At 29.5% G+C, this 22,979-nt stretch carries 22 protein-coding genes, 1 tRNA gene and 3 pseudogenes; 9 read left to right on the forward strand and 17 right to left on the reverse strand.

Going from position 1 to position 22,979, the window contains the following annotated elements; genetic code table 11:
• Nucleotide 1 precedes the first annotated feature (1 nt).
• Complete coding sequence (locus AJ887_RS09490) at nucleotides 2–1,198, forward strand: hypothetical protein (RefSeq protein ID WP_070240391.1); 1,197 nt, start codon at nucleotides 2–4, stop codon at nucleotides 1,196–1,198.
• Here the strand turns inward: AJ887_RS09490 and AJ887_RS09495 are convergent.
• From AJ887_RS09495 to AJ887_RS09510, 4 genes are all read right to left on the reverse strand, one after another.
• Nucleotides 1,195–2,097 (reverse strand): radical SAM protein, encoded by a 903-nt coding sequence (locus AJ887_RS09495; protein WP_070240392.1) that lies wholly within the window; start codon nucleotides 2,095–2,097, stop codon nucleotides 1,195–1,197. The two genes, AJ887_RS09490 and AJ887_RS09495, sit on opposite strands and share 4 nt — an antisense overlap.
• Complete coding sequence (gene hemE / locus AJ887_RS09500) at nucleotides 2,094–3,116, reverse strand: uroporphyrinogen decarboxylase (RefSeq protein WP_070285143.1); 1,023 nt, start codon at nucleotides 3,114–3,116, stop codon at nucleotides 2,094–2,096. Before hemE ends, AJ887_RS09495 begins: the two co-directional genes overlap by 4 nt.
• A 179-nt stretch (nucleotides 3,117–3,295) precedes the next feature.
• Nucleotides 3,296–3,616 carry an invasion antigen CiaC gene (ciaC, locus tag AJ887_RS09505; RefSeq protein ID WP_002866237.1) on the reverse strand — a complete coding sequence of 107 codons (321 nt, stop codon included), beginning with the start codon at nucleotides 3,614–3,616 and terminating at the stop codon, nucleotides 3,296–3,298.
• A 55-nt stretch (nucleotides 3,617–3,671) separates the two neighbouring features.
• Nucleotides 3,672–4,871 (reverse strand): MFS transporter, encoded by a 1,200-nt coding sequence (locus tag AJ887_RS09510; protein ID WP_070233565.1) that lies wholly within the window; start codon nucleotides 4,869–4,871, stop codon nucleotides 3,672–3,674.
• Nucleotides 4,872–4,934: 63 nt separating this feature from the next.
• Here AJ887_RS09510 and AJ887_RS09515 point away from each other — a divergent pair.
• Nucleotides 4,935–5,537, forward strand: a pseudogene (locus AJ887_RS09515) (hypothetical protein).
• Here AJ887_RS09515 and pdxA read toward each other — a convergent pair.
• Complete coding sequence (gene pdxA, locus AJ887_RS09520; protein WP_070240394.1) at nucleotides 5,520–6,614, reverse strand: 4-hydroxythreonine-4-phosphate dehydrogenase; 1,095 nt, start codon at nucleotides 6,612–6,614, stop codon at nucleotides 5,520–5,522. The pseudogene AJ887_RS09515 and the gene pdxA overlap by 18 nt on opposite strands.
• Complete coding sequence (locus tag AJ887_RS09525) at nucleotides 6,595–7,383, reverse strand: pyridoxine 5'-phosphate synthase (protein WP_070240396.1); 789 nt, start codon at nucleotides 7,381–7,383, stop codon at nucleotides 6,595–6,597. The genes pdxA and AJ887_RS09525 overlap by 20 nt, the downstream gene beginning before the upstream one ends.
• A gap of 55 nt (nucleotides 7,384–7,438) precedes the next feature.
• Here AJ887_RS09525 and AJ887_RS09530 point away from each other — a divergent pair, with 55 nt between their 5' ends.
• The gene (locus tag AJ887_RS09530) at nucleotides 7,439–8,413 is read left to right on the forward strand and encodes an exopolyphosphatase (protein WP_002870997.1); all 975 of its coding nucleotides are present in this window, start codon (nucleotides 7,439–7,441) and stop codon (nucleotides 8,411–8,413) included.
• Here AJ887_RS09530 and AJ887_RS09535 read toward each other — a convergent pair.
• Genes AJ887_RS09535 through AJ887_RS09570 form a run of 8 tightly spaced genes read right to left on the reverse strand, consistent with a single transcriptional unit; the run spans nucleotide 8,410 to nucleotide 16,099 of the window.
• Entirely contained in the window at nucleotides 8,410–9,360 is a 951-nt protein-coding gene (locus tag AJ887_RS09535) for an SAM-dependent methyltransferase (RefSeq protein WP_002870996.1), read from the reverse strand. The two genes, AJ887_RS09530 and AJ887_RS09535, sit on opposite strands and share 4 nt — an antisense overlap.
• A complete protein-coding gene (locus AJ887_RS09540) occupies nucleotides 9,357–10,178 on the reverse strand; it encodes a M23 family metallopeptidase (RefSeq protein WP_070285145.1) in 822 nt (273 codons plus the stop codon). The genes AJ887_RS09535 and AJ887_RS09540 overlap by 4 nt, the downstream gene beginning before the upstream one ends.
• Complete coding sequence (gene glyS / locus AJ887_RS09545; protein ID WP_044780101.1) at nucleotides 10,175–12,169, reverse strand: glycine--tRNA ligase subunit beta; 1,995 nt, start codon at nucleotides 12,167–12,169, stop codon at nucleotides 10,175–10,177. The genes AJ887_RS09540 and glyS overlap by 4 nt, the downstream gene beginning before the upstream one ends.
• Nucleotides 12,170–12,224: 55 nt before the next feature.
• Entirely contained in the window at nucleotides 12,225–12,845 is a 621-nt protein-coding gene (locus tag AJ887_RS09550; protein WP_070240399.1) for an HAD family hydrolase, read from the reverse strand.
• Nucleotides 12,842–13,174 carry a hypothetical protein gene (locus AJ887_RS09555; protein WP_002853180.1) on the reverse strand — a complete coding sequence of 111 codons (333 nt, stop codon included), beginning with the start codon at nucleotides 13,172–13,174 and terminating at the stop codon, nucleotides 12,842–12,844. The genes AJ887_RS09550 and AJ887_RS09555 overlap by 4 nt, the downstream gene beginning before the upstream one ends.
• A 9-nt stretch (nucleotides 13,175–13,183) precedes the next feature.
• On the reverse strand, nucleotides 13,184–14,809 hold the full coding sequence (locus AJ887_RS09560) for a cation:proton antiporter (RefSeq protein WP_002870991.1): 1,626 nt from the start codon (nucleotides 14,807–14,809) through the stop codon (nucleotides 13,184–13,186).
• Between the two features lie 6 nt (nucleotides 14,810–14,815).
• Nucleotides 14,816–15,190 carry a heat shock transcriptional regulator HspR gene (gene hspR, locus AJ887_RS09565; protein WP_002861924.1) on the reverse strand — a complete coding sequence of 125 codons (375 nt, stop codon included), beginning with the start codon at nucleotides 15,188–15,190 and terminating at the stop codon, nucleotides 14,816–14,818.
• A gap of 15 nt (nucleotides 15,191–15,205) precedes the next feature.
• Nucleotides 15,206–16,099 (reverse strand): DnaJ family protein, encoded by an 894-nt coding sequence (locus AJ887_RS09570; RefSeq protein ID WP_002870990.1) that lies wholly within the window; start codon nucleotides 16,097–16,099, stop codon nucleotides 15,206–15,208.
• Between the two features lie 199 nt (nucleotides 16,100–16,298).
• On the opposite strand from AJ887_RS09570, the gene htrA reads away from it, so the two are divergent.
• The 4 genes from htrA (at nucleotide 16,299) to AJ887_RS09590 (ending at nucleotide 19,877) form a co-directional block, all read left to right on the forward strand.
• Complete coding sequence (gene htrA, locus AJ887_RS09575; protein ID WP_070240403.1) at nucleotides 16,299–17,717, forward strand: serine protease HtrA; 1,419 nt, start codon at nucleotides 16,299–16,301, stop codon at nucleotides 17,715–17,717.
• 75 nt (nucleotides 17,718–17,792) lie between these two features.
• A complete protein-coding gene (locus tag AJ887_RS09580; protein WP_002777451.1) occupies nucleotides 17,793–18,467 on the forward strand; it encodes a response regulator transcription factor in 675 nt (224 codons plus the stop codon).
• On the forward strand, nucleotides 18,464–19,711 hold the full coding sequence (locus AJ887_RS09585; protein ID WP_044779058.1) for an ArsS family sensor histidine kinase: 1,248 nt from the start codon (nucleotides 18,464–18,466) through the stop codon (nucleotides 19,709–19,711). The genes AJ887_RS09580 and AJ887_RS09585 overlap by 4 nt, the downstream gene beginning before the upstream one ends.
• A gap of 91 nt (nucleotides 19,712–19,802) precedes the next feature.
• Nucleotides 19,803–19,877: transfer RNA gene (locus AJ887_RS09590), tRNA-Asn, on the forward strand.
• Nucleotides 19,878–19,964: 87 nt separating this feature from the next.
• Here the strand turns inward: AJ887_RS09590 and AJ887_RS10625 are convergent.
• From AJ887_RS10625 to AJ887_RS09600, 3 genes and pseudogenes are all read right to left on the reverse strand, one after another.
• Nucleotides 19,965–20,051 (reverse strand): annotated as a pseudogene (locus tag AJ887_RS10625) (CopG family transcriptional regulator); the annotation flags it as partial.
• 45 nt (nucleotides 20,052–20,096) lie between these two features.
• Nucleotides 20,097–20,336 (reverse strand): annotated as a pseudogene (locus tag AJ887_RS10535) (ribbon-helix-helix domain-containing protein); the annotation flags it as partial.
• Between the two features lie 10 nt (nucleotides 20,337–20,346).
• Complete coding sequence (locus AJ887_RS09600; RefSeq protein ID WP_002861919.1) at nucleotides 20,347–20,946, reverse strand: bacteriohemerythrin; 600 nt, start codon at nucleotides 20,944–20,946, stop codon at nucleotides 20,347–20,349.
• A 148-nt stretch (nucleotides 20,947–21,094) separates the two neighbouring features.
• On the opposite strand from AJ887_RS09600, the gene dccR reads away from it, so the two are divergent.
• Together dccR and dccS are read left to right on the forward strand one after the other, a co-directional pair.
• Nucleotides 21,095–21,760: a two-component system response regulator DccR gene (gene dccR / locus AJ887_RS09605; protein ID WP_002870842.1), complete on the forward strand. Its 666-nt coding sequence runs from the start codon at nucleotides 21,095–21,097 to the stop codon at nucleotides 21,758–21,760.
• Complete coding sequence (gene dccS / locus AJ887_RS09610; RefSeq protein ID WP_070240404.1) at nucleotides 21,753–22,943, forward strand: two-component system sensor histidine kinase DccS; 1,191 nt, start codon at nucleotides 21,753–21,755, stop codon at nucleotides 22,941–22,943. The genes dccR and dccS overlap by 8 nt, the downstream gene beginning before the upstream one ends.
• The last annotated feature ends 36 nt before the right edge of the window (nucleotides 22,944–22,979 follow it).

Here is a 22,979-nt window from a genome sequence, read left to right on the forward strand (position 1 = left end):
TTTGATATTAGCGGGGATAATTTTTATTTTTAATCTAATTTTAGCGTATTTAAGTATTGATATCTTAAAGCTTGATAGTGTTACTGAACAACTGAAAATAGGTATGTTTTCTAGCATTTTTGTTTTATCTTTAACACTTTTTATTTTTGCTTTTAGACAAAATAGAAATATAAACAAAATATATCAAAAAATTTTTTGTATGCAAAATGATTTTTTAAATTTTCAAAAAAAGATTGATGTTGATAGCGCGCTTGATTTGTTAAAGGAAAAATTTGAAACTACGGGACAAAATTTAACTAAAATATCCCATGAAAAAGACAGATATTTGCATTTATTAGAAGAAAATTTATATCAGCTTGGAAATATATCCAATGCAATGCGTTGCTTAAATGAAGGGTATAATAAAGAAATTAATTCTTTGATTTTAAATGCCTTAATTTCTCAAAAAGATCAAATTAGATTAGAATTAAATGAGGCTTTAGAGCATCATAAAAGCATTATAGGGACATCTCATGGAAAGGTTTTGCAGTTTGAAGCAAGTGTGGCTATAGTTAATAATGATGAGCTTGAAAATTTTTTACTTGCAAATTTGCTTTCGTATTTTGGCATAGAAAGTACTTGTTTTAAAAATTTAAGTTTTGATGTTAATGACTTTCATTTGATTTTTATTAAGGATAAAATTTTAAATGAAAATGTAAAGAAAAACTATGATTTTATAGTGATGGGTCGGCATAAAAATACACATTATGAGTATTTTTTAACTTTACCTTTTGAAAAAAAAGATCTTGAAAATATTTTGCAAAACAAGCTTGATAAGGTTTGCACTTTAAAATTTAAAACCCCTTATCAAAATAATGTATTGCTTTTTAAACAAAATGATTTTGATGCAACCTTATTTTTTAATATAATAGAAAAACAATGCGATAAAAATATATGTATAAATTCTTTTAGTCAATTAAAACAAGAATTAAGCAAGGAGACTTATCGTTTGATTTTGCTTGATTATGAATTAATTAAATTTGATCTTGAGCAAATGAGAAATTTGCTAAGTGCTTATAAAAAACAGCATCCGCAAAGCCATATCATCTTTTTTTCAAAGGAAAAAGTTAGGGATTTTGATTGTGTGAGTGAAGTTTTAAGTGATGTAAGTAGAAATGATCTTATAACTTTACTTAGGAAGTATTTGCCAAAGGCCTAAACTTTATAAAATTTAACTCCAGCTAAATCGAGAATTTTTACCTTTTTTTCTTTGATAAGTTGATTTAAGAGAGTTTTGGATTGTTTATCAAATTTCGTTTCTATGTCTATTTCGCTTTGTGAGCGTAAATGAAGCATTTTTAATAATTCTTCTTTATTGAAGCTTAGTTTTTCACCTTCATAATGCCTTTTGGCTAAGAGTACGGGAGTAGAATCTATAAGTTTAGAAAGTTCTAAAAGTTTTTCTTCGCTTACTTTTTTAACGGCATAAGCAGGAGGTCTATCTATGGTGCTTAGATCAACCCTTAAAGGCATGATTTTTTTTAAAGCTTGATTGAGTGCTTTAAATTCTTCTTCGTTGTCATTAAGATCTTTAACAACTAGAATTTCCATAATCAAATCTCCATTAAACCTAGCTCTAAAATCTGCCATTTTTTCTATCATTTTTTCTAAGTCAATGTTTTTTAAAGCTCTATCAATACGATAAAAAGTTTTAGCAACTGCACTATCTAGGCTAAATTTGACTACATCTAGTTTTAGCAAAGCATTAAATTTGCCTTCATCTAATACAGCTGTACCATTGCTTAAAATAAGCAATTTTTTATCTTTAGCAATGCTGCGTAAAGATAAAATAAGCTCATTTAAATAAGGATAAAGACTAGGCTCTCCGTTGGCAGTAAGGGTAAGAAAATCAAATTCAACATTTTTTTCAAGCACAACTTTAACTTCGGAGATAATTTTATCTATGCTGATAATTTCGTCCTGTTTTTCTTGGGCTTTTTTTGGATCAAGCTCACAATAAACACAATCAAAATTGCATTGTTTTTTACTAGGGCTTAAATCTATACCCAAAGATCTTCCAAAACGCCTTGAGCTAACAGGACCAAAGAGTATTTTCATTTAGCTGAACTTTCTTGTACAAGCTTGATAAAATATTTTGCATTTTCAACAGGAATATCAGGCAAGATCCCATGTCCTAAGTTGAAAATATGAGCTTTATTTTGCATGGTTTTTAGTATTTTTTCCACTCCTTCTTTGATGGCATTTTTATCATAAAGTCTGCAAGGCTCCATGTTGCCTTGAAGAGTGTATTTGTGTGATAGTTTATCACGTGCTAAATCAAGCGGAGTGCTCCAATCAACCCCAAAAACATCAAAATTACCATCGATTCTATCCAAATAACCGCTAATGCCTTTAGGGAATAAAATTACAGGTATGTTTGAGTATTTGCTTTTAATAAAATTTGAAATTTCAAGCATATAATTAAAAGAGAAATCAAAAAACTTATCGTATTCTAAAGCACTTGCCCAGCTATCAAAAATTTGTATAGCATTAGCACCTGCTTTAATTTGCTCTTCTAAATAAAGTTTTAAAACTTGAGTTAGTTTGTTTAGAATTTTATGTAAAAGTTCTGGGTTTTGATAAAGCATTTTTTTACACTTTGCATAATTTTTACTTCCACTTCCTTCTATTATATAGGTAGCTATAGTCCAAGGGCTTCCGCAAAATCCTATTAAAGCCTTGTTTTGAGATAATTTTTCTCTAGTAAGCTTTAAGGCATCATAGACATAATTTAATTTTTTATGTGCATTTTGATCGTCAAGTTTTTCTAAGTCTTCTAGGGTTGAAATAGGATTATCAAAAACAGGCCCTTCTCCTTTTTCAAAACGTAAATTCATACCCATTTCAAGAGGAACAACTAAGATATCTGAAAAAATGATTGCTGCATCTACATCTAAAATATCAATAGGCTGTAAAGAAACTTCAGAAGCTTTTTTATAGTCTTTGCATAAAGAGAGAAAATCACCCGCTTGTTTTCTTACTTCCATATATTCTGGCAAATATCTTCCTGCTTGACGCATCATCCAAATAGGGGTGTAGGGTGTAGGTTTTTTAAAGCAAGCATCAATAAAAATCATTATTTTCCTTTGTTTTTAGCAAAATTATAACAGAATTTGATAAATTAAATTGGTCAATTTTTCTATATTTTCTTCATATGGAGGAAATAATAAATTTTTTCATTTTATCTGGAGTTATTAGAAAATTTACGAGAATTATTGGAATTCTCGTTTGTGTAGTTTGAGTTTTGATTTGTATATTAAGCCTTTGTATTGTTTGTGGCATTTCCTGCGTCAATTGTAGCAAAAAGCTTATTTAGCAAAGTCTCCTCATTTTTTTTGTATTGATCTTCTCTCATTTTTTGCCAAGCATAAGATCTAAAATCTTCTCTAACAGCACCAAGATCAATGTCTTCATTAGTAAATTTGCTTGAGCTTGTTTTTTCTTCTTCCTTTTCTTCTTTGTTTTTTACTTCATTTAATGTGGCTTGAAATTCATCTGCTGAAGTATTTTTCTCTTTAACCTTTGTTGTGGTGCTAAAAATAGCATTTGATGTTTTTTGAGTATTATCTACTACCATTTTCTCCTCCTTTATTTAACTTTACATTAAATAAACAAGCAATTTCTATTCCAATTTATATCTTTTTTAAACTTTTTCTTTGAAATTTTTTATAATTTAATTTATCTTTGGCAAAAAGTAAGGCAAAAATCAAAGCAGGGCTTACAAAAAGTGCCGAAAATAAAGCATTAAATTCTATACCCAATCCTGCTAAAACAATCCCACCTAAAAAACTTGCTAAGGCTATGCCTACATTAAAAGCTGCTTCATTTACACTTACTGTGCTGTCTATGACTTTATAAGTATGGCGTTTAGCTTTAGTAATGCTAAGCATTTTTAGTGCAGGTATGGTTGAAAAGGCAAAAAATCCTATCAAGGCTACGCTAAAAATGATTAAAATTTTAGAATACATGGTGAGAAATACACTTAAAAATACTAGAACTTGTATGCTTAAAATAAGACGCAAGGAAAAAATAGCACCTTTTTTACCTACTATTTTTCCGCCCCATAAATTCCCACAAATTGCACAAATTCCATATAAGAGCAAGATATAAGCTGTATCTTGGACTTTAAAACCGCTTATTTCTACAAGTAATTTTTGCAAATAAGTATAAAGAACAAATTGAGCCCCACAGCTACAAATGGTTATAGTATAAGTTTTTAACAAATTTTGATGCGAAAAAGCAGGGATTAGATTTTTAAGACTTGTGGGACTAGGATGTAAATTTTTGGGCATCATATGCCATACTCCAAAAAATGCTAAGCTTGTAATGATAAAAATAAGTAAAAAGATAAATTTAAAGCCAAAATAATGCCCTATGAAAGTTCCAAGCGGCACTCCAGTAACCAAGGCTACAGTAAGTCCTGTGACCATTATAGCCAGAGCGCTTGATTTTTTATCATCTGGGGTTATAGCACTTACAGCTAAGGTAGCAATGACAAAAAATACCCCATGTTGTGTTCCTGCTATAAAACGTGCAAATGCTGTAAGATAGAAATTTTGGCTAAAAAAGATAATGAAATTTGCTAGAGCAAAAATTCCAAGATTGATTAAAAGTTGTGTATGCCTATGAAAACGACTTAAAGGTATGGTAATAAGAGGAGCGCCTATAACAACACCTATAGCATATAAGGTTGTAAGATATCCTGCGGTTTTTGCATCTACGCTAAAATACGTTTCAACATCAACCAAAACTCCTGCCATAACAAATTCGGTTACACCCATACAAAAAGCACTAAGAGCTAGTGCAAAAAGAGCTTTTTTGTAATTTTGCATTTTAAGTTCCTTATAAAAAATAAAAACGCATTATAATAAAATAAAAATTTTTAAATGTAAATAATGAAAAAAATTATTTTATTGCTTGGTTTAAGTTTGATGAGTTTAGGGGATTTGAGTTTTGATGAGCTTATTTATAAAGATAAAGTAAAACCTAGTTTTGATTGCTCTAAAATCAAAGATGATGGCAAAAGTGATGATGAGCTTATGATATGAAATTGGTATACGCAATAAATTTGAGAATAACAAACTTGCTTTAGCAGATAACATCTATAGCAGTTTATATCAAAATATTTCAAAAAAGCAGATAAAAAGATGAAAAAAGATTTTAAAGCTATTTCAAAAAAGGTGCTTAAAGAAATAAAAATTTGTATAAAAAATATGCAAAATACAAAAGCAGGGGAAAATCCTATTTTGCCTTTACTCAATGCAAGTGATTGCATGCAAGAAGCTTATATTAAGGCTTTATTAGAGCTTATGCAAAGAGCAAAAAAAGATATAAAGACTAAAGAAGTTTTAGAGCAAATTTTTAAAAATAAAGTTGATAAATATGAAAATTTACTCACTCAAAGTTTAAATACCAATAAAGATTTGCAAGATTTTATAGACAGCTTGGCTAAAGAAGATTTGATTGATTCTAGGGCTAAATTAAGCCTTAGGATTTAAATTAATTGCGAATTTAGCCGCTTCAAAATAACTTTTAGTGTTGATTTTAGCATTTTTATAGGCCTTATCAAAGGCCGTGCCATGATCAACGCTGACGCGTATGATGGGTAAATTTAAACTCACATTGATGCTTTTATCAAAATACAAGGCCTTTAAAGGAGCAAGGGCAAGATCGTGATACATAGCCACTAAACGATTGCAGTTTTTTAAACCAGCCTTAGTAAAAGCCGTATCAGCTACTAAAGGATAGGGTAGATAAACACCCTTGTCTTTAAAACTTAAAAGCAATTCTTTTTGTAAATTTTCATCTTTTAAAGCTTTTTTGAAAAATTTTTCATCTTTTTTAGAGCGTAAAAAGGCATTAACAAAAGTTATAGCTTTTTCCATGATTTTTTCTTCTTCTCCGCCTATGACTCCATAATCTCCAGCGTGAGGATTAAAACCTAAAAGCCCTATTTTTTTAAAATGCGTTTCTTTGTAAAAATCTTTTAAAAAGATGCTTAAATTTTTAAAAGTGATTTTTTTACTCACCTTAGCTAAAGGTACATGTTCGCTAAAAAGTCCTACAAACAGCTCTTTACAACCTAGCATCATAATGGCATTTTTTTTAAAAAAATCCCTTAAAGCATCGGTATGTCCTTTGTATTTAAGTCCTGCGTCTTCCCAAGCTTTTTTGTGTATAGGTAGAGTAAGCAAGGCATGGGCGTGTTTTTCATAGACAAAATAACTTGCCGCCTTAAAGCTTAAAAAACCATAAAGTCCACTTTTTGCATCTATTTCTCCGGCTTGGATTTTAAAATTTTCATCTACTTTAAAGCCTAAAGGAAGGCAAAAAGAGTAAATTTCAAGAGAATTTTCTTTTTTTATAAAATTAAACTCATAGTCTTTGTCATCTTTAAAAGCTACGATTTTTGCATTAAAAAGTTTTAAATTTAAAAGTTTTAAAGCTTTATTAAGCAAGCTTTCGTGGATAAAATAAAAAGGTGTGCAGATTTTGCTTAGTTCCTCATGAGAACGCACTAAAATTTCAAGTCCTATGCCGTTTATATCACCTATACTAATGGCTAGTTTTTTCATCTTTTATAAGTTCTTTCATTTCTAAAATAGCGTTTTGAAGTCCTGTAAATACAGATCTTGCTACAATGCTTTGTCCTATATTTAGCTCGCAAATTTCTTTAATTTTTACTACGGGTTTTACATTTTTGTAATTTAAACCATGTCCTGCGGCTACTTTTAAGCCAAGTTCTACGCCCTTTTTAGCACAGAGTTTTAAATTTTGTAATTCTTTTTCAAATTGAGCTTGTAGGGTTTTTTTATCTTGACCAAGTTCTTTTAAGGCAAAAGCAGTATGAGAGATATTGCTAAAAAGTGCGTTGTGTAAATTCGCATAATGTCCTGTATGAAGCTCTATAAATTGGGCTTTTAAAATTTTTGATTTTTCTATATCTTCTAAACTAGGATTGATAAAAAGTGAAACTTCAATGTTTGCATTTTGAAGTTTTTCTATGCTTTGTTTTAATTTAGCATGATTTAAACAAAGCCCCCCTTCTGTAGTAAGCTCTTCTCTTTTTTCAGGTACTAAAGTAACGCGGTGGGGTTTGAGTTTAAGAGCTAAATTTAAAATTTCATCATTTAAAGCACATTCTAAATTGATAGGGCTTTTGCAAAATTTTATGATATTTTCCAAGTCAAAATCCTGAGCATGACGGCGATCTTCTCTTACATGCAAAGTGATTTGATCTCCGTGTTTAGCTGCTATAAAAGCAGCCTCTAAAAGATCAGGATCATTTACCATTCTAGCTTGTCTTAACACTGCGATATGATCGATATTTACACCTAAAAGCATATTTTTCCTTTAGAACTTTTTTGCTATTATACTATAAAATCAAACAAGGAAAGTCATGTTAGGTATAGATCTTGGTTCAAATACTTTAAGAGCAGTGCAAATGGATGAAAAATTAAATAAATTAAAAGAATATGAATTTGTTATTGGAGCAGCGAAAAATTTAAATCAAAGTGGAGAAATTTCTAAAGAAGCCATACAAAGATTAAAAAATGCTTTGAGTATTTTAGCTAAAGAGCAAGATTTAAGCAAAGCAAGAGCTGTGGCGACTGCAGCTTTTAGAAAAGCAAGCAATACAAATGAAATTTTTGCCCATTTAAAAGAAGAATTTGGGATTGATTTTAAGCTTATAGATGCTAAAAGTGAAGCTAAGATCAGTGTTTTAGGCATGCAATCAGGTTTAAGAAGGCTTAAAATTTGGGGAGAGTTTGCGTATTGTGATTTAGGAGGGGCTTCTTGTGAGCTTTCTTTTAGAAAAAGTTTTAAAAGTTTTGATTTTGGTATTATTAGTTTTTATGAAAAAAATCGCTATTCTTATTGTAAATCTTGTATTTCTTATAAAAAATTGATAAAAAAATATCCTAAATTTATCATCAATATTAAAGATAAAAAACTTAAAATTCATTTTTTAATTGCAAATCCCTATTTAAAGCATCTAGCTTTTAGAGCTTTTGATGAGGTGGTTATGATTAAAAAGGAACTTCGTTCTTTAGGGGTTAAAACGGTGGTTTTAAATTCCGGAGTTCCTACTACACTTGGTGCATTAAAACAAAATATAAGCTATGAAAAGTATGAAGCAAGTAGAGTAAATGGTAAAAAACTTTGCCATAAGGATTTTTTAAATTATGCTATTAAACTTTTTCATATGGAAGAAAAAAAGGCCATAAAAGAAGTAGGTATGATGAGAAAAAATTATTTGAGTGCAGGTTGTTTGCTGTTTTATGCTTTGTTTGATAAACATAAACTTCTAGTCATTGATGAGGGTTTAAGGGAGGGAGTTTGTTTGGCGAGTATGAAAAATATCAAATTTTAATTTTTTTGGAATTCGAAAAAATGAAATTTTTCATCAAAATTAAAAAATAAAATTTTAGCTTGAGATAAAAAACTTTCGTAAGTTTTAATGTTTTTATTTTTTGTGTACTCTAATAAATCTTCAAAACCAAAATCCATTAAAGCAAGACTTTGTTTTTTAAAATTTAAAGGTTTAAAATCATATGCTTTGATGAGTTTTTGAAGATGGGTAAAATTAACATTATAAGTTAGATCGCTTTTGCCGAAAAAATCTTTTAAAGATACTTCAAAAGGGCTAAAAACTTCGTGCTTTTGATAGATTCTTAAGCTAAAATTTTGTACATTAAAAGTTCCATAGTCAAATCCTGCAAATACAAATCTATCGCAAGCTTGATCTAAATCTTTAAAAAAATTTTCAAGTTCTAAGCTGAGTTCGCCTTTTGTAAAATTTAAAGCTTTGCATTTTGTGATTAAATTTTCATCCATATTTTTAAAAATAAGTTTAAAATTTTCTACAAATGCCATTTTATCATGATTTATAAGTTCGCAAGTAAAACTATCAAAAAGTTCATTGCAAAAGAAAAAAGCGTTCTTAAAATGGCATTCTTTAAGGTTATTTTTGTGAGTAAATTCCACTCCTTCTAAAGTGTTTTTTTGTAAAGCTCTTAATTTTTCATGCGGTTCTATGACGAAAAAAGAAATTTGAGAAAAAATTTCAGGTCTTAATTCAAGCAAAGCGGATAAAAAATCACGACTTAAATAGCCTTCATTAGCGCCTATTTCTACAAGTTCTAAAGGGAGTTGTAAAATTTTTTTATCTATTAAATTTAAAAAATGCTTGGCTAAAAGTGTGCCAAAAAGATTTCCTACGCTCACAGCAGTAAAAAAATCTCCGTTTTTTCCTATACTTACAGCATTTTTATAATAGCTCTCATGGAGCCAAGCATGGAAAAAGTCACTAAATTTCATTGAAAAATAGCATTAAATTTGGAGACAAAATCCAAAGGATCGACTTGTTTGCCTCCAGCTAAAATTCCAAAATGCAAATGCGGCCCACTTACCCTACCTGTAGCCCCGCTAAGTCCTATAAGCTCACCTTTTTTTATCTTTTGTCCTACTTTAACATCGATTTTAGAAAGATGATAGTATTGTGAATAAATTCCAAAACCATGATCAATGACTACTGAATTTCCTGCAAAATAACGATCTTTTGCAATTTTTACTATGCCTGAATTGGCTGCATAAATAGGCATTCCTGTGGCAGCTCTAAAGTCTGTTCCACTGTGATAACTTGCTACTTTTTCATTAAAAGTTCTTGCTTTACCAAAATCACTTGTGATAAAAGATTTTAAAGGTATATTAAAAGCACCGTTAAATAAAGCTTTTGGAGTATAAGAGCTATAAATCGCATTGGCTTCTTTTAATTCTTTAGCGATGCGTTCTTGTACGGTTTTTGGCGGAAAAATCTTTTTGTTTTCAACTTGCAATTTTTCACTTTTATAATTACCTTCTAAAGTTTTTATGAAAATTTCTTCTTTTTTATTTTTATAAAATGCGATAAGTTTTGTATTTTTCGGGGGATTTTTGTAAGGTAAGGAAAAAATAGCTAGAATTTTTTCTTGATTTTTAGGATGTGCAAAGGTGAGAATATTTTTATCATTATTTTTTAAAGATAAAAAATCTTTCTTATCTAGCTCCAAAAATAAAGCTTGACCTTTGATGAGTTCTAAATTTTGAGCTCCAAAAAGCCAAAGAGTAAGGCTTAAAAAAAGCCATAAGGCTTTCATAGGCTTAACTCTTTAAGATCGGCGATTTTTAAAAACTCCGCATAAATTTCATAAACCAAAGCTTGGCGATTATTTTTAAGTTTTTCATCTTCAGCATTAATCATTACTTGATTAAAAAACTCGTCGATAAAAGGCTTGAGTGCAAAAAGATTTTCAAGTTTTTCTTGTAAAGAATTGGCTTTAGTTTTTTCTTGAAAAGCTTTGTAAAGTTTGCTTTCTGCTTCTTGAGTAAAAAGACTTTCATCAACTTTATGAGGATTTTTAGTGGCGATATTGGCTAGTCTTTTAAAGGTTGCAAAATTTTCATTAAAATTATCTTTTTTGCTAAGTTTTATAAGAGCATTTACGCTTTGATTGATATGAATAAGATCTGTATTTTGTGAGCTTAAAACCGCTTTTACAAAAGAAGCATTGACCGTATAAAAAGTATAAAGTCTTTCAAAAATAAAATCTTTTAAAATTTGCATATCAAAGCTTTTATAATGACTTGAAAGTTTTTCTAATAAAATTTGGATATCAAATTCTTTATTTAAATTTAGAGCGATTTTAATGATCCCATTGGCTGCTCTTCTTAAGGCATAAGGATCCTTTGTTCCGCTTGGAATTTTTCCTATACTAAAAAGTCCTATAAGGGTATCAAGCTTGTTTGCAAGGGCTACTATGCTTGAAAATTCTGTGCTTGGAAGTGGAGCTTGTTCAGAATTAGGAAGATATTGTTCTTTGATGGCTAGGCAAATTTCATAATCTAAGCCCATTTTTTGCGTATAATAACTTCCCATAATGCCTTGCAAATCAGTAAATTCATAAACCATTTGTGTGGCTAAGTCTGCTTTGGCGTATTTTAGTGCTGTGCTGATATTTTCGATTTTATCATTATGAAGCATTTGACATAAAATTTCAGCAATTTTAATCTCTCTTAAACTTTTATCTTGCATTGTGCCTAAACCTTCAAGATAAGTCATTTTGGCAAGTTTTTCAGGTTGCAAACCATTTTGTAAATCATTTTGATAAAAAAACATTGCATCGCTAAGTCTTGCACGCAAAACTCTTTCATTTCCATGTATGATTTTTGAATAATCCTTACATACTGCATTGCTTACTACTATAAAATGATTACTTAAGCCTTTGTCGTTAAAAACCGCAAAATAGCGTTGATTTTCTCTCATTGAAGTGATGATGACTTCGCTAGGAATTTCTAAAAATTCTTCTTCAAAGCTTCCTAAAAGTGCATTAGGATATTCTGTGATAGCAACTACTTCAGCTAAAAGCTCCTCATCTTCTCCAATTTGTATATTTTTTTGACTTTCTATGAGTTTAAATTGTTCAAGTATTTTTTCTTTTCTTTTGATTGGATCAAGGATGATATAGTTTTTTTCTAGTAGTTCAAAATATTCTTTTGCATTGTTAAAATCTTTCAAATCATAACTTACACTTCTGTGAATGAAAGTTTTTTTAGCACTTTTTACCCCATAACTTTGAAAATCAACAAGTTCATCATTTAAAATGCAAGCTATAGAACGGATCGCACGAATGAATTCAAAAGAATTTGCACCCCAACGCATACTTTTGCCAAAACTAAGACTTTTTAGAAATTTTTCTACCATTTCTCCTAAAATTTCTTGACTTTGTAAACCTTTGATAGCTTTTTGATGATATAAAACTTCCTTACCTTTGATTTCTTTAAAAGCGAGTTCATTTTCACTGATCCCTGCTTTTTGCAGGAAGCTTTGTCCCGCAGGAGTTAAAACTCCATCTTTATAAGCAACATTTTTAGGTGCTCCTATAAATTCAGCAAAACTATCTTCTTGTTTGTCTGCAAAATTTTCATGAAAAAAAACTAAACGACGCGGAGTATAATAAAATTTAAAATCACTTACCAAGCGATATTCTTCTAAAACATTTTTCCATTTTTTTTCTATATTAGCTAATTCTTTTAACAAAGGAATAGCAGGTAATTCTTCTGTGCCAATTTCTATTAATAATTCACTCATAATTTACTCTTTTTAAAATTTGTTTCTAATTTTAACTAAAATTTCATTAAAAAACTTATAAATACTTTTCTAAAAAGCCTTTAAGTTCACTAGCGTTGCTAAATTCATTTTCTTTTAAATCTTTTTGATACCATTTGGCATGAAAATAAGGCAAATTGGCATTTTTAGCACATTCTTTATCTTTTTGACTATCTCCTATAAAAACGCTTGTTTTATGTGGAGCCTCGCTTTTTAAAAGCTCTAGCATCATAGGATGAGGTTTGGGTTCTATGCCTAAACTTATGCCTAAAATTTTATCAAAATAAGGAATGATATCGTGTTTTTTAAGTATACTTGAAAGTGAGCTTTGAGGGGCGTTAGTAGCAATAGCTAAAAAACAATTTTTGCTTTTTAAAAATTCTAAAAGTTCTTTCACTCCTTCAAAAAGCACCACGCTTTGTTCATAGTGTTTGACAAAATATTTTTCATAGCCTTCTTTAAAACTAGAATGATGGAAATTTTCTATATTATAAAGTTCTTTTGCCCAGTCAATATTGGGAGTATTGATGGTTTGCATAATGATTTCTCTTGAAAGTGGGGCTAGGTTTAAATCCTGCCTTATTTCATTAACTGCACAAGAAATGGCATTTGCACTATCGATTAAAGTTCCATCCATATCAAAAAATACATTAATCATTCATAATCCTTTAAATAATTTTTATGTTTTTCTTTTTTCTCACCTTGTTTTTTTTGCTTATCTAAAGCATTGGCAAGATTTAAAAGTTCGCTTTTTTCTTTGGAAAAATCTAAACAAGCATTGACAAAAAATTCAAGATTTTTTGCATAGGTTGAGTTAAGATTTACTGCGGGATTTTTTTCAAAAAATTTAGCATTTTTTAACATTCTTTCTTCAAATTTAGTTTTATCAAAATCTTCTTTTTTAAGCGCAGATATGGCGCCATTGAAAAATTTTTCAAGATTTCTTAGGTATTTTACACGTAAGGCTTTTTCTTCATTTTTTGTCAAAATTCTTCCTTAGGTATTTTTATGAATGCGACATTCTAGCGCTTCTTGAACTAAATTTCTAGCGATTACTTTTTCAGAGCGAATGATGCGTATATTTTCATCTATGCTTGAAAAAAGCATCTTTTTCAAAGTTCCATTTACATGAATGATGGTGTCTATAGGTTTTGGATAATTAGCTAGTACTTGACATAAAATTTCAAGTTTAGCTTCATTTGTAACTGTGATAATAGCTACGGCACATTCTTCTATATTGGCAATTTTTAAGGTTTCTTCTTGAGCAGCATTAGCAAAAACGACATTTTCGCCTCGACTAACTCCAAGTTCTACTAAATTTAAATCACTTTCTAAAACTAGGTAAGGCACACCTGAGTTTTTGATTTTTTGAACGACTTCTTGACCTAAACGTCCGTAGCCAAAAACAACAAGATGATTTTTAAGCTTGATATTGCTGTCAATATTTTGCACAGCGTTGGTATTAAGTGCTATATCTTCTACAACATTGGTAATTTTTCTTATATTGTTTAAAATAAAAGGCGTGATAATCATGGTTAAAATAGAAACAACAATTAAAATTTGTGAAGTTTTGATATCAAGCATATTTTTTGCTTGTAAAAGAGAAAAAATTGCTAGTGCGAATTCGCCAATTTGCGCTATGGCAAAAGCTGTTTTAAGCGCTACTCTTTTTTTGGTGTAAAGAAATAAAAAGCCAAAAACTATGCCAAATTTTAAAGCCATTACAAGAAGGGTTAAAACTATGATTAAAAACCAATTTTGCGCCACTACATCAAGTTGAATTTGCATACCTACAGTTATGAAAAAAAGTCCTAAAAGCAAATCTCTAAATGGGATCAAGTCTGCTTCTATTTTGTGCTTATATTTTGTTTCTGCTATCAAAGCACCTGCTATAAAAGCACCCAAAGAATAAGAAAATCCGAAATAATTTGCTAAAAAACTTGCTCCAATAACCATAAATAAAACAGTACTAATAAAAATTTCTTGAGAAGAAGTGTGGATAATGAGTCTAAAAATTCTATCCACTAGATATTTACCTATGAAAAATAATAAAGTGATTAAAATAAGTGCTGAAATTAAAGTGGTAAAAAGGAGTTTTTCTATGTTTTGATTGTTGGATGAAAAAATATCTACGAGCAAAAGCAAAGGAATAACAGCTATATCTTGAAAAAGTAAAATTCCCAATGCTTTTCTGCCATATTGCTCATTTATATCACCATTATCATTTAAAATTTTAAGCACCACTGCGGTTGAAGAAAGTGCTAGTGCAAAGCCTGCTATGGTAGCGCTTTTATCTCCAAGTCCCAAAATTCCTATAGCAAGTAGCATAAAAACAAAGCCACAAGTAAGCATCTGCAAAGAGCCGTTTAAAAAAACTTCTTGTTTCATTGCCATTAAATGCTTAAAAGAAAATTCAAGCCCTATGGTAAACATTAAAAACACTATACCAAATTCGGCTATATGGGTGATTTCGCCTTTGCCGCTTAAATGATAAATTTCAGAAATGATTTCTCCGGCAGCTATATATCCAATGATAGTTGGAATTTCAAATTTTTTAAATATGACATTTAAAACTATAGCTATAGCAACGGTGATTAAAAAAATTTCTAAAAAATTATCCATTATTTTTTATTTTTTCTCATAAAAAATCAAGTCAAAGCTATTTTTATGCTTGACAACGGCTTTACTAGCCGCTTCTTTATCTTGTTGTTTACTTAATTCTAAGCGTAGTTCATCAATTAAATTTTCAAATTCGTGAAGTTGGTTTTTTAATTTTAAGATAACATCTACTCCAGCAAGATTGATTCCCATGTCTCTTGTTAAACGCAATATAAGTTTAATACGGTCAATATCCCTTTGAGAATAAAGTCTTATTTTGCCATCGGTTCTACTTGGCTCTATCAATCCTTCTCTTTCGTATTGCCTTAAGGTTTGTGGATGTATGCTTAAAACTTTAGCCACAACACTGATTAAATATACAGGTTCATCATAATGGTGTTCCATATTTTATTCCTTTCTTTAAGGTAATTTTTCTTTTAAGAGTTCTATAAATTTTTCATCAAGAGCATCTAAATTTGGCAAAACAACATTTAAAATCAAATACATATCCCCATAAATATCACTTTTTCTATTTTGTACCCCATAACCTTTTAAACGAATTTTTTGGTTATTTTTTGAATTAGGTGTTATGTTAATTGTCGCTTCTTCCTTGCCTTCTTTGAGTGTTTTTATATTTATTTTTCCACCAAAAAGTGCAGTTTTTAAAGAAATATCAACCTTTTGATATAAATCATCATCTTCTCTTGTGTAAATAGGACTTTCTTCTATTTTTACAATAATGATTAAATCGCCTCTAGCTCCATTTCTGCTTTGTTTTCCTTTAGAGCGAATTCTTAGTTTCTCGCCTTCTTTTATACCGTGTGGAATTTTAAATTTAATGGTTTCGCCTTGAAAATTAAAACTATGTTCCCCGCCTTTAACAGCTTTTTCAAAAGGAATGTGAAGCTCTAGATTGCTGTCTAAATTTTCTTCTTCAAAACCTCCAAATCCTCCAAAACCACTGCTAAAGCCTTTTGAAGAAAAGCCGTTAAAACCCCCTCTTGAGCGTCCACCAAAGCCTCCTCCAAAGAGATCTTTTAAAATATCGTCTAAATTTACCCCACCAGTATTTCTTGAAAAATCATGAAAACTTTGTCCACCAAACATAGAATCGCCGTATTGGTCATACTGAGCTCGTTTTTTTTCGTCACTTAAAATTTCATAAGCAGCATTAATTTCTTTAAATTTTTCTTCCGCACCTTTTTCTTTGTTGATATCAGGATGGTATTTTCTAGCTAGGCGACGGTAAGCTTTTTTTATTTCATCTGCACTAGCGTTTTTGCTAACTCCAAGAGTTTCGTATAAACTATTCATGTTATATTTCCTTAAAAATTTTTACTTGATTATATAAAGGATTAAATTATAACATAAACTTTAGCCTAAGTCAATCAAGTTTTATAAATTTTTATCACTCAAGGTTTTATTTACAATTTTGTAAATTTTCGGTTTTATACTATGAAGACAGTAAAATATTTTACGAAATAATTTATCTTTAAGAATAAAAGGAAATGAAATGAAAAAGATTTTTTTATCATTAAGTTTAGCGAGTGCTTTATTTGCCGCAAGTATTAATTTTAACGAATCAACTACAACGGCTAATCGTCTAAATCCTGCTGCTGGAAATGTAGTGCTTTCTTATCATGATTCTATTAAAGATGCAAAAAAATCAGTGGTTAATATTTCTACCTCAAAAACTATTACAAGAGCGAATCGTCCAAGTCCTTTGGATGATTTTTTTAATGATCCTTATTTTAAACAATTTTTTGATTTTGATTTTCCTCAAAGAAAGGGAAAAAATGATAAAGAAGTAGTGAGTTCTTTGGGGTCAGGGGTGATTATTTCAAAAGATGGTTATATAGTAACAAATAATCACGTTGTAGATGATGCTGATACGATTACAGTGAATTTACCAGGAAGTGATACAGAATATAAAGCAAAACTTATAGGTAAAGATCCAAAAACAGATTTGGCTGTTATAAAAATAGAGGCTAATAATCTTTCAGCTATTACTTTCACAAATTCTGATGATTTAATGGAAGGAGATGTTGTTTTTGCACTTGGAAATCCTTTTGGAGTCGGTTTTAGTGTTACAAGTGGGATAATATCTGCTTTAAATAAAGACAATATAGGTTTAAATCAATACGAAAATTTTATACAAACAGATGCTTCTATCAATCCAGGAAATTCAGGTGGAGCTTTGGTGGATAGTCGCGGATATTTAGTAGGTATTAATTCAGCTATTCTTTCTCGCGGAGGTGGAAACAACGGCATAGGTTTTGCTATACCTTCAAATATGGTTAAAGATATAGCTAAAAAACTTATTGAAAAAGGCAAGATTGATAGAGGATTTTTGGGTGTGACTATTTCAGCTTTGCAAGGTGATACTAAAAAAGCTTACAAAAATCAAGAAGGAGCTTTAATCACTGATGTTCAAAAAGGTTCAAGTGCTGATGAAGCAGGGCTTAAGCGTGGAGATTTAGTTACTAAAGTTAATGATAAGGTTATAAAAAGTCCTATTGATCTTAAAAATTATATAGGAACTTTAGAGATTGGTCAAAAAATTTCATTAAGTTACGAAAGAGATGGAGAAAATAAGCAAGCAAATTTTACTCTTAAAGGTGAAAAAGAAAATCCTAAAGGCGTACAAAGCGATTTGATTGATGGTTTGAGTTTGAGAAATTTGGAACCAAGACTTAAGGATCGTTTGCAAATTCCAAAAGATGTTAATGGTGTTTTGGTGGATAGTGTTAAAGAAAAGAGCAAAGGAAAAAATTCTGGTTTCCAAGAGGGTGATATTATCATAGGTGTTGGACAAAGTGAAATTAGAGATTTAAAAGATTTAGAACAAGCTTTAAAACAAGTTAACAAAAAAGAATTTACTAAAGTTTGGGTATATCGCAATGGTTTTGCGACTTTGCTTGTGCTTAAATAAAAATAACGGAAGGATTTTCCTTTCGTTATAAATTTTAGTTTAAAATTAAAATTAAGTTTAAAATAAAGGAAAACTATGACAAATATTCTTATGATAGAAGACGATTTAGAATTAGCGGAAATTACAGCTGAATATTTGGAAAAATTTGATATGAAAGTTGATATAGCTCATGAGCCTTATATAGGTCTTTCTAAGCTCGCATTAAAAGAGTATCAGCTTATCATTTTAGATCTTTCTTTGCCAGGGCTTGATGGGCTTGAAGTGTGTGAAGAAATTCGTAAAAAGTATGATACGCCTATTATTATTTCAAGTGCAAGACATGATATTACAGATAAGGTTAATGCTTTAGAGCTTGGAGCAGATGATTACCTACCAAAACCTTATAATCCAAAAGAATTGCAAGCACGTATTAAAAGTCATTTAAGACGTATTTCAAATACAAAAAGCGCCATAGCAAAAAGTGTAAAAGATCTTGTTTATGATCAATATAAGCATATTATTACTATGAAAGGACAAGAGCTTACTTTAACTAATGCTGAATTTGATATTTTAAGCTATTTAATTAAAAAAGAGGGTGGAGTGGTAAGTCGTGAAGAGCTTGTTTATAATTGTTCTTCTATTAGTGAGGATTCTAGCAATAAAAGTATAGATGTTATTATCAGTAGAATTCGTCAAAAGATGGGAGATGATCCAAAAACTCCAAAATATATTCACTCTATACGTGGAATAGGTTATAAGCTTACTCAATGAATAAATCTTCGATTTTTTATACTATAACTTTTATTTTTATTTTTGCTGGGGTTAGTGTTATACTTGGCTTTTTATGGCTTATAGAATATGATCAGCAAAATTATACTAGAGAATTAAATACAAAATATTCTTTGATAGCTAATGCAAGGCTCTTAAATTTTGCAGGAGTTATCAGTGAAAAAGAATTTGAAGAGCAGACAAAAAATTATAATAAAATGGATGAGATAACAGAAGCAAAGCAGATCCGTAAAATTCTTTTTAGAGGTGATGTTTTAGCTAGGGTTGAGGTTAATAATGGCTTAATCGAGATTATTTCTTATAATAGACAGGTGTATTTAAATATTATTTATGATGGAAAGGTTTATCTTTATAAGGATCAAGATTATCAAACCTATAGGTATTTTATTATCAAAGCTATAGCTGTAGCTATGATTTGTATTCTTGTATTGCTTTATATTTATATATTTAAAAAATTAAAACCACTCAAAAGACTTAAAAAACAAATTGATAAATTTGCCCAAGGAAAGCTTAGTGATATAGAAGATGTAAGCACTGGGGTGGATGAAATTTCACAAGTAAGTGAAGCTTTTTATCAAGCCATTGTTCAAATTCGAAAGCTAAACCAATCTCGTCAGTTTTTTTTAAGAAATATTATGCATGAACTCAAAACTCCTATTACTAAAGGGCTCTTAACGTTAGAAATGATAGAAGATAATAAATATAAAGAGCGCTTAAATGGGGTTTTTACTAGACTTGAAATTTTAATTAATGAATTTGCTGCTATTGAGCAAATTACTTCAGGGGCTGCTTTTATAAATAGAAAAAAATACAATATTTTAGATGTTTTAGATGAAGCCAAAGAAATTGCAATGCGAGATGATAGCAATATACGTATTTTTATGGAAGAAAGTTTTTTTGTAAATGTGGATTTTAAACTTTTTACTACAGCGATTAAAAATATGATAGATAATGGTATTAAACATTCTGAAGATGGGTTTGTGCAAATTGATATTATAGACGATTATATTTGTTTTAAAAATCGTGGTCCTGAGCTTAACAATACTTTAGAATATTATACTCAAGCTTTTACTCAAGGATCAAAACAAAAATCAAGTTTTGGATTAGGGCTTTATATTGTAAATACTATTTTAGAAACACATGGAATGAAGCTTGATTATTTATATGAAGATGGGGTAAATTTGTTTTATTTTAGAAATTTAAAAAGTGTAATTGTTAAGGAGTAAATTAGTTTTTTGCATAAAAAATGCATTTTTGTGTAAAAACCCTTGACAAAGTTTTTTAATTTCACTATAATTACATTTTACTTTTAAATATTCCGGATTAGCTCAGCGGTAGAGTAGTCGGCTGTTAACCGATTGGTCGTAGGTTCGAATCCTACATCCGGAGCCACTTTTTAGCTCCATTTTTAATATTCATAAATGTATTTTAACATAAAAAATTAATAAGTCTTTATCACAAAAAATTGTGATAAAGTTTTTATTTTGTTTGTTTAAGATTTTTGACAATTTTATCTATTTTTTTACTCGCCTTTTGATAATCCCCATCTTTAAGTTCTTCTAAAGCTTCAATAGCAAAATCAAAATCACCAAGTTCGTTATCATTAGAATCTTCTTGAAGATTTTTGACAATTTTATCTATTTTTTTACTCGCCTTTTGATAATCCCCATCTTTAAGTTCTTCTAGGGCATTAACAGCAAAAGAAAAATCTTCAACTTCATTAAGATAAGCTTCTATAGCTTCTTTTACTATAGCTGATTTTGGCTTAGAAAGATTTTTACTTAAATTATCCAAACGCTCCTTAAGCTCTAAAGGCATTCTAAAAGAATAAGTTTTTACATTGTGTTTCATTTTATCCTCCTTAAGAATGTTTTTTGTAAAATTTTATAATTTGCTTACAAGTTTTGCAGGTAAATTTGTGACCTTGTAGTTCTATTTTTTGATGAATATTATAAGGAACATCGTGAATTTTACCAGGACAATTACAGATATAAAGATAAAATTGTGGATGCTCATTATCTTCATCTTCTGCTGCTTCAAAGCTAATATCACTGCCATCATCTGTAGATAAAGAAGAACTTCTCCATTTTTCAACTTTCATGTCTTCGTATAGTATGTGTTCTAAAAGCCACTTTTTAGCCACTATATAAAGTTTTTCTTTAAGATCATTGGTTGATTTGATATCTTTGATTAAATTAATCATGGTTTGGATGATTTCTTTATGTATTTTTCGATGTTCTTCTAAATTTGGATAGCCTATTAGCTGCATGTATTTTTCTTCATCATTAAAGTGATCTTTCATATAATTAAAAAATTCAGCCAAAAGTTCTTTGACTTCATTTTTACTTACAGATCTATCTGATACAACTTCAACTTTTGCAGCAAGTTCAAAAAGCTTTTTATGTTGCTCGTCAATTTTAGCATTGTGCACACTATAGCTATTATCCCATTTTGGAAGCATTTTAACTCCTTAAGGAAAAATTTATTTATATAAAAGGATTATAGATAAAAATAAATTAAATAAAAATGAAATTTTATTAAATAATTGATAAGAATTTTGATACAATGATATATATTTTAAGAGATTTGAAGTTAGAAAGATTTAAATTATGGCTGCTAAAATTTTACTTTTAGAAGATGATTTGAGTTTGAGTGAGATCATTGAAGAGTTTTTAAATGATGAAGGATATGAAGTATTTTTATGCGATAATGCGCAAGAAGCTTTAGATATAGCTTATGAAAGATATTTTGATCTTTGGATTTTAGATGTAAAAGTTCCTTTAGGAGATGGATTTTCATTGCTTAAAGAATTAAGAAAAAGCGGAAAGCAAACTCCAGCAATTTTCATGACTTCTTTAAATACAACAAACGATTTAAAACAAGGCTTTGATGCAGGTTGTGATGATTACATAAAAAAACCTTTTGAACTTGCTGAGTTATCTATTAGGGTTAAAGCTTTGCTTAAAAGAGCTTTTTCACATAAAAATGAAGATTTTGAAGATTTAGGGGATGGATTTAGATTTGAATTTACTACACAAATTCTTTACTATAATAATAAAGCCTTGACTTTACCGAGTAAAGAAATTAAGCTTTTGTCTTTATTGCTTAAAAATAAAAACAACTTTTTAAGCACAGAGAGAATTTTTGAAGAACTCTGGGATTATGATGAGGAGCCTAGTGAGCTAAGTTTAAGGGCTTATGTGAAAAATTTACGTAAAATTTTAGGAAAAGAAAAAATTATAAATCAAAGAGGCAGGGGATATTGCTATGGCTAAAAAAGTCATTAGGCAAATTTTATTAATCTACCTAACAACTACAGGTATTTTTTTAACTATTTTTTTTGCATTATGGTATCAAAAATTATATGAAGAATTGGTTGTTTTAAAGGGTGCCACTTTGAGAGAAAATCATAGAAATATTGTTATAAGCATCTTAAATTCTCGTTTTACCCCTATAGATATAAGTGCAAAAAATATTGCTCAAAGCACAGCATTAAAATTTGCTATATTTGATGCTAAAAAGATTGTTTTTAGTAATATAGATTTTGATTTAAGAAAGGCAAAGATAGAGCTTAAAGGTAGAGGTATTTGTGATAATAAGGTTTTTTTTCTTGCTCCTATGAGTGCAGATCATTATTTTTTAAGACATGCTAGCAATGAAGAAGTAAATACTAACGATGGTTTGCAAATTTTAATACAGGGTGAAGATGTTGGTAAAGATCTTTTTTGGATTAGAACGAAAGTTTTTGGTTTTGCTATTATGGCTTTTTTCATATTGGGTTTAATATCTTATATTCTAGTAAAAATTGCTCTAAAGCCTTTTGAGGATAAAATCAGCACACTAAATCGTTTTATTAAGGATTCAACTCATGAACTCAATACCCCATTAAGTATTATTTTGATGAGTATAGAACAACTTGATCATCAAAATTTAGGAGATAATGCTAAATTCACAAGGATTAAGCTTGCCGCAAAAAGTTTGTCTCAAGTGTATTCTGATCTTGTTTTTTATAATTTCCCCAATACCTTAGAAACAGAAAAACAAAAATTTGATTTAAGAATACTACTTGAAGAAAGATTGGAATATTTTAAAGTATTTTTTGAGCAAAAAAAAATTACACTAAAGCTTGATTTAAATCAAGCAAATATTTTTGCTCCTAAAAGTCAAATTTCTAAATTGATTGATAATCTTATAAGCAATGCTATTAAATACAATAAAAAAGGTGGAGTAATTTCTATAATTTTAAAAGCCAATTTTTTAAGTATTGCGGATACAGGTTGTGGAATTTCAAAGTCAAATTTAAATCAAATTTTTGATAGATATACAAGATTTAATACCGATCAAGGAGGATTTGGTATAGGGCTTTCTTTGGTTAAAAAAATATGCGATGATAATGGTATTAAAATCACTTGCAAATCAGTGGAAAATCAAGGGAGTGTTTTTAAATTGAATTGGTAATCAGCAAGGAAAATCCTTGCTGATAAGAGGTTAGAG

This window comes from Campylobacter sp. BCW_6466 (assembly GCF_001762835.1).
Taxonomy (GTDB): domain Bacteria; phylum Campylobacterota; class Campylobacteria; order Campylobacterales; family Campylobacteraceae; genus Campylobacter_D; species Campylobacter_D jejuni.